Below are 10,697 nucleotides of genomic sequence, written 5' to 3'. Positions count from 1 at the left end.
GTATCAGCTTGCCTGTTAAATCCCACAACCGGGCTGTATTGTCCCTTGATGCCGTAGCGATATATTTGCCGTCGGGACTAAAACTGACACTCAATACCGCTTTTTGATGTCCTTTAAATTCTGGTATCAGCTTCCCCGTGACATCCCACAACCGGGTTGTTTTGTCCCATGATGCGGTAGCGATGTATTTGCCGTCGGGACTAAAACTGACGCTCGATACCCCATCTTGATGTCCTTTAAATTCTCGTATCAGCTTGCCTGTTAAATCCCACAACCGGGCTGTTTTGTCCCATGATGCGGTAGCGATGTATTTGCCGTCAGGACTAAAACTGACACTCAATACCGCTGTTTGATGTCCTTTAAATTCTTGTATTAACTTGCCTGTGACATCCCACAACCGGGCTGTATAGTCTGCTGATGCCGTAGCAATGTATTTGCCGTCGGGAGTAAAACTGACACTCCATACCCAACTTTGATGGCCTTTAAATTCTCGTATCAGCTTGCCTGTTACATCCCACAACCTTGCTGTATCGTCCCATGAGGCCGTAGCGATGTATTTGCCGTCACGACTAAAACTGACACTCGATACCGAAGCTTGATGTCCTTTAAATTCTTGTATCAACTTGCCTGTTACATCCCACAACCGGGCTGTTTTGTCCTCTGATGCCGTAGCGATGTATTTGCCGTCGGGACTAAAACTGACACTCAATACCGAAGCTTGATGTCCTTTAAATTCTCGTATCAATTTACCCGTGACATCCCACAACCGGGCTCTATTGTCATCTGATGCCGTAGCGATGTATTTGCCGTCGGGACTAAAACTGACACTCAATACCGAAGCTTGATGTCCTTTAAACCGATTTTGTTCTCGGATGTTATCGAGAATCTCGTAGAGGGCAATCTGGGGAGTATATATCGGGTAATCTGCAAGGGAACGAACGTCCTTGACTGTAGCTTTGAGTTCTTTTCCAGTCTTCACGGCTAAGATTAAAGCATCTATTTGGTTATTGCCGGACTCAAACAGTCTCAAAGCATCGCTTGCAGCGCGCTCTAATTCTGTCAATTTCTGTGCTGTTGCTAACAACTGTTCTGCTTTCTGCCGCGCCTCTGCTAAGATCTGCTTTTCAGCTTCAGTTTGCTTGAGTTTTTGGCGTAATTCTAGTAATTCCGCACCGCGTTGTTTGCGGATAAAATGCACTAAATAATCGTGAACAAGTTGGTAACGTTCAATCGGAGTTGCTGGCACTTCTAACACCAATCCCGATTTAACCACAATCTCTAAAACTAACTCTAATTTTTCTGACTCGCTTCCTAAATCTGCTGCTAATTCAACCAAAGTTTTCTGAGGACGAGTGTTGTTTTCATCCGTCAGCAAATACAAGACAAGTGCGGCAATGTCTTTATTCTCCTTGCCGCAGTCGGCGATAACTTCTGCTAAAAATTCCTCAACAAGTTTGAGCTTTGCCCGATCGCCAAGTTGCTGATATTCACTCAGTTGAGTAATCTGCCTTTTTTCCAGTTGCATTCCCACGACTTGAAGTTCGATCGGTCGTACTTCTCCCACTTCACCTGCTAAATCTGCTACCAGTGCGTTTGCCAAATCATCGTCCAAGTAAAATTGAGAGCCTTTTGTTAATGTTTGAACAATAGATTTTGCATCTGAAATTGAGAAATTTCCCAAGTAATAGCAGATTTTTTTCGTGAGAATGTCGTTATCAATTATTGATAAATTGGTGGCGCGATTAAACTCTAACAAGTAGAAAAGATAATCTTCCCGCAGCGACAGGATAATTTTGAGGTCACTAATCTGATTTAAACATTCAGCCAGAAAATCATATAATTCTCGCCTACCAATTGGATCTCGATAAGCAAAGAAAAATTCCTCAAACTGGTCAAAGATTAATACAGTTAATAAATTACGGTCTTGATTCAGTCGCAACTGTTTTAAAATAGCTGTTGGGGTGTCGATCGCCCCTGGCAACTTCACAGCTTTTAATTGTTCAATTCCTGCTTTCAAACACTCACCGCAATCCCTCACCCAATCATGATATGATTGTACTAAAACAGGCAATACGTCCCGCGCTTCAAAAGTTGTCAGTTGCAGTGCCGGAACTAACCATGCCTGAATTATCGAACTTTTTCCTACCCCAGATTGTCCGTGAACGATCGTCAGCTTGCAAGCAGGTGTACGTATCCGTGTACTTATCTCTTTAATATCGCGCGATCGCCCGGAAGCAGCTTCAATTTCCTCAACAATTTCAGCTTTTGACTTACCGGATTCTAAACCGATGTCAATTATTTGTTGCGGGGACTGCAAGCGGCTGGCACCGATAAAAGCTTGCAATCCATATTTGCTTTTAACTTCTTGTTGCTCTAGTTTGATGTAAAATGCTTTTAAATATTCGCCTTGCTCAAAATAGAGAGTTCTCAACTCTTCTAAAATCCTCAAATAAAGCTGCACGTCATCTTGAGGCTGTGTAATTTCTTTAGCTACTTCTAAATTGTTAACTGCCTTTGACTGTTGAGTGTGATTTCGCTGCGCTTTTGCCAAAAGTAACCGATACAAACCATTCTTTTGTTGGGATACTCCTGGTTGTGCCAAAATAGCCAATGCTGATTGAGCCGATTGGCAAGCTGTTTCCCACTGAGATTCTTGCAGCGCCACCTCAGCCAAAAAGCCGTAATCTTCAGCTACTTGACTCGAAGTGCCGTAAATTTGGTGCATTTCTAAGGCTTTTTTAGCTAAATTTTCCAACTCTTCCCAAGCTTGTAAAAGTCGCAGCACTTCGCAGAGTTCGCTAATACATTTCGCAGCTAAATCATGTCGCTGCACTTGCTCAAAACTCTCCAGAGATTGCTGTAAATACTTTCTAGCTTCTTGCCAATAACCTTGGTTTCCTGCCCGGTGCAATTCAGCTTTGCGGTTGTAAGCTCGAGCAATTTTCTGGCAGACAATTCCTTGTCTTTCTAAGTGGCAATTTTGCTGCCAAAATGTCAAACTTTGCTGATAATGTTCGAGTGCTGAATCTATTTGATTTTTCTGAGATTGAACTAAACCCCGAATAAATTGCCAACTAGCTTGCAATTCCTGGTCTAATGCTGCATTTAGCAGATCATTCGCCAGCGACTCCATTTCCCAGTCATCTAATTTGAAATTCTCAACATCAGCGAAAGCTTGATTTGCTTGTTGTTGCAACAACTTCATCAAATCATCGGGCGGCATGGTAAACTGAATTGGAGGAGGAGCCCAAGACTTCAGATCGTTAGCCGATCGACTAAATTTAGACAGTACGGCATCCGTCACCCATAATATCAAAGGAAAAGCAAAATCTTGCTTGAATCGATCTCGCGCTCTATTAGCCCCCGCTAACAGGTCATCAATAGCAACCACCGATTCAATACCTAAAACTATTAAAGCTTTCGGCGGTTGCTCTTGGACGGCATTGAGAATGGTTTGATAAAGTGTTTTGGTAGCAGGTTCGAGGGCTAATTCTTGATATTCTACAGTAGAGCGATCGCGCAGCTTTTGCAGCATTGCAGAACGCAAGCTAGCATAATTGCAGCGCACTATAGTTAAAGAAAACTTTCCTTGAAAGCGGGCGATCGTCCTTACTAAAGTAGAGAGCGATCGCTCATTTTCGGCGGCAATATCTTCGGCGGGATTTGAGTTTACCATAATCTCACGAATTTTGCTGCTGCCACAGCTTAAATTTGTCAGTTTCCATCAACAGCGGATTCAGCCCAAACCAATTTCCTTGACTATCTACATATTCAAAAACCCACAGATTTCGCAGCAAATCTTGGTATTCTTTATCTCCCTTAATGCTTTGTTCTTTCACCACCTTGAAGAGTAATTCCCACTCATCATTATCGATACCGCGAATCAGACTGTCGCGGGAACTGCGAATCACAGATTGCAACACATTTTGGGAAATCGGAGGGTCTTCTTGCTGCAAGCAACCAAACAGTATCCCCATCAAGTTTCGCAAATGACCTCCGCTGACGCGACACAATCTATCTAAAGTTTCAGGACTGTCAAAAACTTGGGTAATTAATGTAATATATTCCTCTGGCAAAACATCGGGAAATGCCCGCGACATCACCATGCGCCGCAGCAAATTCATCCCCTCAACACATTCGCTGCCGTCTCTATTCTTTACTGGTACCATCGGCAAAACTTTCGGGTCAACTCCGCCCCCCAAGCGATTTTTCAAAATTTCACTTTCATTCCCAAAAATCAATCCCAGCGGCAGGGTATAAACTAAATGACAATTCAGTTTCCGCAACTGATCGCCCCGGTCAATAAAGATATATTCTGGCAACAGTCGCCCCGCTGCATTGGGCCGAAAAACTATCCGGTCTAAGTTGTCAACAATCACCACCAATCCTTTTTTACCCCGCTGCTTTAACTGATTAATGGCTACATCAATAATTTCTTGATTGATCAGTTCTAACATTTTATTCGCTTGCGGTTCCATGTACTGTCTCAGTTTAGAACGCAAGTCGGGATTGCTTTTGATTTTTGCAGTAATTTTGGCGATGCCTAAAGGCAGAGAAACTTCCAGATTTCCGTCTGTATTGCCCTTATATTTGCTGCCAAAAAGTTCTCCTTCAGCTTCTAAACTCACAGGAGTCTGTAAAAAATTCCAACTGTTTTTTAAGAATTCTTTAAAGCCCTGGGGCTGCAAGGAAATGTTGCCCTCTTCCAAACTTTGACTGACTCGCCGGGCGATCGCTAACATGATATCTGTCAAATCGATATCCATTTCATCGAGGTCTTGGGTTGACTCGAAGTAAACTACATGAAACCCCTCATCTGTCAACTCTTTTTCCAGTCGCGACAATTCTGTAGACTTGCCGCAACCAATATGTCCGGTAAATAATTGGCAAGTCGGTTTATCTCGTGCCAGACGGGTAATTGTCCGTTTGAATATGTCAATAATTTTCCCGCCGCGCACTCCCGCAAAATCAATGTAGTAGCGAATATCTTCTGAATTTCCCAACTTGAGGGAGTGACTGGGGTTGCAGGCATCGAAAAATCGATCGAAATCTAGCTTCATAAAATTTTTTAAATCAGGATTGGCAGTTAATTAATCAGGACTTACGCGCTACTTAGGTTGCACCCTACATATAGATGTTATGCGTAAGTTCTGTTAATTCAGACCTTAATGGTTTTCTAACTCTCAAGAATACCATTCCCTCAAAGGGGCGGAAGTGTCAACTTTGATGCTGTTTCCAATATTGATAGGCGGCATAGGCTAAGGTGACAGCGCCGGTCACGATCGCACTTTCATCAACCTCAAATTGCGGGTGATGGAGGGGATAGTTCGGTTTGTCACTCAGTCCCACTCCTAAGCGAAACATGGTTCCCGGTGCGTGTTCTAAGTACATCGAAAAATCTTCCGCGCCGAGGGATGGTTCTGGTAAAATTTGGACGCGCGATCGACCTAAAGCTTCTAAAGCGGCAGTTTCGAGTAATTGGGTGAGTTTTGGGTCGTTTTGGACTCCGGGCACGCCGCGCTTGTAGGTGAGTTCGTACTTGGCGCCGTAAGTCGCGCAAACGGTGGAGACAATTTGTTCGATCCAAGCCGGCAGGTTTTCGTGGGTTTCCGGATGCAGCGATCGCACGGTTCCCAGCAATTTTACTCGATCGGCAATCACGTTCGGCGCTCGTCCGCCGTTAATTTGCCCGATCGTCAAAACCACTGGCCTCAAAGGATTTTGCGTGCGGCTAATTGCCTGCTGCAAAGTGGTAATTATCTGAGAAGCAATCCAAATTGCGTCGATCGCCTCGTGAGGGCGCGCACCGTGGCCGGATTCGCCTATCACAATCAATTCTAGGTCATCTGCCGCCGCCGTCAGTGCCCCGTGGCGGATACCGATGCAACCGCCGGGAATCGTCGGGAAAACGTGCACTCCGAGGATGCCGTCAACATCTTGCATCGCCCCATCTTTAATCATCCACTGAGCACCTTGGGCAATCTCTTCCGCCGGCTGAAACAAGAAGCGGACGTGACCGGGCAATTTTTCTTCTAGCTGAGACAATATCATGGCTGCGCCCAAACCGACTGTGGTGTGGATGTCGTGGCCGCAGGCGTGCATCACTCCCTCGTTGCGGGAGGCAAATTCTAAGTTAGTGCGTTCTTGAATCGGCAAAGCGTCCATATCGGTGCGAATTGCCAGCCACCGGGACTCGCTGCTGTTGCCTTTGAGTTCGCCGAGCACTCCTGTTTTGCCGATTCCTTCGATGGCGCGGACTCCGCTGGATGCGAGAACTCCGGCTACATAGGCTGCGGTTTGATATTCTTGGCCGCTGAGTTCGGGGTGGGAGTGGATGTGCCGGCGAATTTCGATTAAGCGGGGTGCAAGGGTGGCGGCTAATTCTTGGATGCGGGGAAGCATGAATTTAGTTGGGGAGTGCGGTACAAGTTGTAGTCAACTAGAGTAACGCATATGTTTGGGGGTGAACAGGGTTACAAGGGGCAAAAGTGCGATCGGGCTTTTGGATGGCAGTGCTATTTTGTTTGTCAATAAGATTTTTTTTGTAACTGCAGAGGGCGCAGAGGACGCAGAGAAAAGAGAGAAGAGAGAGTTAGGTATAAACGGGGAATAAAAGTCAACATTTTAGGTTAAAATGCTGATTTGTCGTTAACAATCTATGGTTTGAATCGTCAAAAAGTAAATTTATTAAAATTATTTTCTATGATTAGCTTTGGCTTCTGGAATGTAATAATTCTAATTACAGTCGCTTTGTTTCTCAAATTTAATTGGCGATTAGATAGCGAAAAAACAGCATGGCAAAATTCTTTGTTTTTAAAACATCCTTCGATCCAAAGGTTGACTTTGTTTTTTCGTCAACCTATTGTTAACTTTATTTTGCAAGCAGTTATTGTATTAGTTGTCACCCGATTTCTCAGTTATACCGGTTGGTTGGTTTACAATCTGACTAATCGGCCCGATCCGCCTTACTGGGATTTTAAGTGGTTTTATGTAGCGAGTAGATTAGCCCATCAGCATTTGAGTCCGTTTAATGTCGAGGTGTTTAACAGCGGTTTCTGTAGCATCACAAAAGTGTGCGGGTTTATTCCATCTTTTGTTTATCCACCTAATATTATTCCTCCGCTGTGGTTTTTGGGCTATTTCCCGATGAAGACTGCATTCACAATCTGGACTTGGCTGCATCTTATTGCCACAGGTTTTGTTTTATGGGGAGCGAATATCTTGTTGGTGTCGCACTCACGAGCTTTGAGGACTATTTGTAGTATATCAGTTGCATTACTCTACGGTTTTGTATTCGATCTTCAAGTTGGCAATGTGGCAACTTTTATTGCGGTTCTGCTGTTATGGATGTTTATTTATGCTAGAAGCGATCGGGATATAATTGCAGGAGTTTTCTTAGGAATTGCTCTTTTTAAACCTACTTTAGTTGTATTGTTTATTCCTTATTTTTTAATCAAAAGACGGTTTCAGCTAGTTTTTATATCTCTAGTCACGGTAACTTTTTTGGCAGTTATAGGTCTAGCTGTAACGGGCAATTCTTTAACAGGATTTCTACAGGATGCGACTCGTGGATTTCCACTCTGGCTCAACGATCCGTCGAATAATGCTTATATTTCTATGAGTCGCCTTGATTTAAGGGTTATGGGCCCGAGATTTTTCCCCGATAGTCCCTTCGTGGCGAAACTATTTTCTGACTCGATTGTTCTGCTGCTAGTTGGTTTAGTGAGTTGGTATTTTTACAAAAAACAATCTCGGAATGCTTGGTCAAAAAAAGTTGACTTATCTGAAATGGTGCTAATTTCTACTTTGAGTATTGCTATCAACTATTCACAGCCCACCAGTTCTGTGATGTTAGCACCGGCGGTGGTTTTTTTGCTGAATGATTTATGTTTTCAGATTAAAAATTCTGCCTTCTCTAGGCAAAGAATGTCGGTTTGGTTATTGGGAGTTGGCTGTGTCATGGTGCAAACCGCTGTGATTCATGGCGGGCTGTTGGTGTTTCTAGGAAAGCGGTGGAACTGGAAGGGGGGGGAATTGCCTTATTTGTTTAAAGTAACTATTTTTTCACTACCGAGTTATGCGATTTTAGGCCTGACGTTAAGTGTTTTAGTCTTAGCAATTACATCTCTTCGTCAAAAACAGGTTGCTGAATTTGACCGACCGAACTGAAGCAGGAAATAGACATTCATCTGGCCAAGAGCAAGTAATAGGTAGCGTGTTCACCATATCATTTTATAACAAATTTATTCATCTCTCTCTTCTCTTCCTCTGTGCTCTCTGCGTCCTCTGCGGTTAAATCATCCAGAAACAACCTTAAATGATATTACTCGTCGCTGTCGATTTTCTGTTGGTGCGATCGATCGTCGCTTTGAATTCTCCCCTCAGATTTAGCCTCATCTACTGCTTCTTGAATTAATGTCAACACCATATTCGAGACCGGCCGATAATGCGATTTGGCTAACCGCTCTAGGTCTGCTTTAAGTTCTTCTGGAAGATATACAACTATTCTCGGGAGTTTTGCGGGCAAGGCTGTTATTTGTGCTTTTACTGCCCTATTGTACCTTTTTTTGACCTCTACAGTATCAATTTCACCATCACGGGTTGACTCGGAGTGCATACCGTGATACTTTAGAGTTGACACAAAACCAAACCCCCACCGCTCAGACTCACGATCGTTCGGTGGGGGCTGGAACTCCCATATTTAGGAGAAACTGTATGATATCACAGCCAAAGTCAGTTCCCGAATTGCTCCGGGAAGAAATTCCTGACGTACCTCAAGGTAAGCAACCGATTCGTTTGCTGTTGTGTGGCGTTCCCAAAGCGGTAGACAGCATCGTTAATCTGCTGCACGTTTTAGGTTTTGCAGAAGTTGGGGAATGGAGCCCGCCTCTACCGTCGCCGATAGCGGGTGAGGTGATTCGGATTTTAACTCGTTACTGGAAAGAGTAATCTTTGAGGGCGATCGTACTTTTTTTGTGAAGTGCGATCGTCCTTTCTGTCTCATTTAGGACTTACCCATAAATACCAAAGAAACCGGGTTTTTCACGACTGTTAAAGGCCCGGATGTAGTATTTCCGTAAAAAACCGTGTTTCTGACTACCCGCAAACCAAAGTTAGCTAGAATAAATTTAATTAAATAGCCTTAAACTGAAATAAACCGCTTTATTTCGTGATATAATGAAAACCTTAAATAAATACCACAAAAAAAGCAATGTCTGAAATTACTCTAGACGAAACAAAACTTAAAGAATTGCTCAAAGCAGCGATTTTTGAGTTATTAAAAGAACAAAAAGAAGTATTTTCTGAAATTTTAACAGAAGCCCTAGAAGATATAGGGATGGAAAATGCTATCAAAGAAGGCGAAAATACTGAAACAGTCAGCCGCGAGCAAATTTTCAAAATCCTGAAGAGGCAACCATGAATGTGGAGTTTAAAAAGAGCTTTGAAAAGGATTTACTCAAGATTCTTGATGCCGACTTGTTGCAAAGAATTCAGGAAGCGATAGAAGAAGTTGAGAACGCCGAAAAATTAAATGAAGTCAGCAATGTTAAAAAACTAAAAGGTGATGCAGACTAATATCGCCTGAGAGTGGGTGATTACCGAATCGGTATTAAAGTTAATGATGGCGTAGTCTATTTCGTCAGGATACTCCACCGCAAAGAGATTTACAGATACTTTCCGTAATCATTACCCTTCAACTATATTGCTGTTTGGGAACAACGACCATTAACTCAATTCCAAAAGTTGGCTCAAAAACGTAATAAAATTTGCCAAACCCGGAACCGGCTGCTTTGTCTGTTCGCTGACCCAGTTATTATCAGCAATACTTGTGGTATTAGTCTTCCCAGGTTTGAGAACACTGACAACAGTAGCAACTAAAGCTTTTTCTCGATCGAAATTTTTCCACTTTAAAAATTTTCTATCTGACTCAGAAAACTCATTTAGATAGGAACTAGCTTTCTCCATGTACGCGGGATAAGCTATCTGTCCGCACTCACACAGCAAAGTGTCCAACACACCGGGCGAAGCGTTATCTGGCAAAACATAGACTCCTGTACGCGGGCTACTGGTATTTACAACACCAGGGCGATCTGGAAAATTAGGAAAATAACTTCGGAATTTCTTAGCATATGGTTCGACAATGCGATCGGGAGTTGATTTATCGCAATCGGCAACTATCCCGAATGCTGCCAAGTTTGTTTGATACTCAGAATTTGCGAATAAAATGTCATCCAAATTAGTCACAAGATTGCTTCCTTCACCTGCATAAATAGCTACAGATAGAATATCATTAAACAGAATAGAAGGCATATCAAGACGTTTGTACAAATTTCCTTTTTTAGGATAAACAGGAATAAATTTGCGCCAAAAGGGGTCTAACTGAGAATCTAATCCTTTCAACTCGTCCCGAAAATCTTTAAAACCCAAAAGCTTGAGAACCTTGCCGACAAATGCCTGATCGTGCGGGCCTTCTACTCCAATAATGGCGTATTTCACACGCGAACCTCCTGCCCCAAATCCTCCCGCAATCTTTGCAGTCTTTCCCGTTCAATTCTAACTGCTTTAGTTTGTGACTCCTGTTTCTCTAAACGATAAAGAACTAAGTCTGTCTCCGAATCGCTAGTAGACGTAGGCGGGAGTTAACCTACCATTGATTATTTCTTCAATGCTTTGCCCGAATAAGTCCATTTGAAGGG

General features: G+C 43.2%; 10 protein-coding genes. 5 read left to right on the top strand and 5 right to left on the bottom strand.

All coding sequences use genetic code 11. From position 1 onward, the window contains the following. From QUA80_RS15695 to QUA80_RS15685, 3 genes are all read right to left on the bottom strand, one after another. Nucleotides 1–3,676 (bottom strand): nSTAND1 domain-containing NTPase (locus tag QUA80_RS15695; protein ID WP_333425946.1); only part of this gene is annotated, 3,676 nt, incomplete at its 3' end. 4 nt (nt 3,677–3,680) lie between these two features. Then, complete coding sequence (locus tag QUA80_RS15690) at nt 3,681–5,060, bottom strand: P-loop NTPase fold protein (RefSeq protein ID WP_015178322.1); 1,380 nt, start codon at nt 5,058–5,060, stop codon at nt 3,681–3,683. A gap of 157 nt (nt 5,061–5,217) precedes the next feature. Next, entirely contained in the window at nt 5,218–6,402 is a 1,185-nt protein-coding gene (locus tag QUA80_RS15685; RefSeq protein WP_333425943.1) for a M20 family metallopeptidase, read from the bottom strand. Nucleotides 6,403–6,702: 300 nt separating this feature from the next. Between QUA80_RS15685 and QUA80_RS15680 the strand changes: the two genes are divergently transcribed. Further along, on the top strand, nt 6,703–8,169 hold the full coding sequence (locus QUA80_RS15680; RefSeq protein ID WP_333425942.1) for a glycosyltransferase family 87 protein: 1,467 nt from the start codon (nt 6,703–6,705) through the stop codon (nt 8,167–8,169). Nucleotides 8,170–8,323: 154 nt separating this feature from the next. On the opposite strand, the gene QUA80_RS15675 is transcribed toward QUA80_RS15680, so the two are convergent. Further along, nucleotides 8,324–8,527, bottom strand: coding sequence for a ribbon-helix-helix domain-containing protein (locus QUA80_RS15675; RefSeq protein ID WP_333425940.1), 204 nt, complete (start codon nt 8,525–8,527; stop codon nt 8,324–8,326). Between the two features lie 188 nt (nt 8,528–8,715). Here QUA80_RS15675 and QUA80_RS15670 point away from each other — a divergent pair, with 188 nt between their 5' ends. The 4 genes from QUA80_RS15670 to QUA80_RS15655 all read left to right on the top strand — a co-directional run bounded on the left by QUA80_RS15670 (nt 8,716) and on the right by QUA80_RS15655 (nt 9,684). Further along, nucleotides 8,716–8,949: a hypothetical protein gene (locus tag QUA80_RS15670; RefSeq protein ID WP_190663608.1), complete on the top strand. Its 234-nt coding sequence runs from the start codon at nt 8,716–8,718 to the stop codon at nt 8,947–8,949. Between the two features lie 262 nt (nt 8,950–9,211). Beyond that, on the top strand, nt 9,212–9,421 hold the full coding sequence (locus QUA80_RS15665; protein WP_006633400.1) for a hypothetical protein: 210 nt from the start codon (nt 9,212–9,214) through the stop codon (nt 9,419–9,421). Continuing rightward, nucleotides 9,418–9,576, top strand: coding sequence for a hypothetical protein (locus QUA80_RS15660; protein ID WP_333425938.1), 159 nt, complete (start codon nt 9,418–9,420; stop codon nt 9,574–9,576). The genes QUA80_RS15665 and QUA80_RS15660 overlap by 4 nt, the downstream gene beginning before the upstream one ends. 12 nt (nt 9,577–9,588) lie before the next feature. After that, nucleotides 9,589–9,684 carry a hypothetical protein gene (locus QUA80_RS15655; protein WP_333425936.1) on the top strand — a complete coding sequence of 32 codons (96 nt, stop codon included), beginning with the start codon at nt 9,589–9,591 and terminating at the stop codon, nt 9,682–9,684. Nucleotides 9,685–9,726: 42 nt separating this feature from the next. Here QUA80_RS15655 and QUA80_RS15650 read toward each other — a convergent pair whose 3' ends face one another. After that, entirely contained in the window at nt 9,727–10,497 is a 771-nt protein-coding gene (locus tag QUA80_RS15650) for a DUF3226 domain-containing protein (RefSeq protein WP_333425934.1), read from the bottom strand. Between the last annotated feature and the right edge of the window lie 200 nt (nt 10,498–10,697).

Origin of the sequence: Microcoleus sp. F4-D5, assembly GCF_036704885.1 — a bacterium.
Classification (GTDB): Bacteria; Cyanobacteriota; Cyanobacteriia; order Cyanobacteriales; family Microcoleaceae; genus Microcoleus.
The sequence above is the reverse complement of the archived record's forward strand: the minus strand, read 5'-3'. Positions and strand labels throughout refer to the sequence as shown.

Excerpts from the sequence above, each read along its gene's own strand:
- QUA80_RS15690 (WP_015178322.1), bottom strand. The coding sequence starts at position 5,060 with ATGAAGCTAGATTTCGATCGATTTTTCGATGCCTGCAACCCCAGTCAC.
- QUA80_RS15680 (WP_333425942.1), top strand. The coding sequence starts at position 6,703 with ATGATTAGCTTTGGCTTCTGGAATGTAATAATTCTAATTACAGTCGCT.
- QUA80_RS15660 (WP_333425938.1), top strand. The coding sequence starts at position 9,418 with ATGAATGTGGAGTTTAAAAAGAGCTTTGAAAAGGATTTACTCAAGATT.
- QUA80_RS15665 (WP_006633400.1), top strand. The coding sequence starts at position 9,212 with ATGTCTGAAATTACTCTAGACGAAACAAAACTTAAAGAATTGCTCAAA.
- QUA80_RS15685 (WP_333425943.1), bottom strand. The coding sequence starts at position 6,402 with ATGCTTCCCCGCATCCAAGAATTAGCCGCCACCCTTGCACCCCGCTTA.
- QUA80_RS15670 (WP_190663608.1), top strand. The coding sequence starts at position 8,716 with ATGATATCACAGCCAAAGTCAGTTCCCGAATTGCTCCGGGAAGAAATT.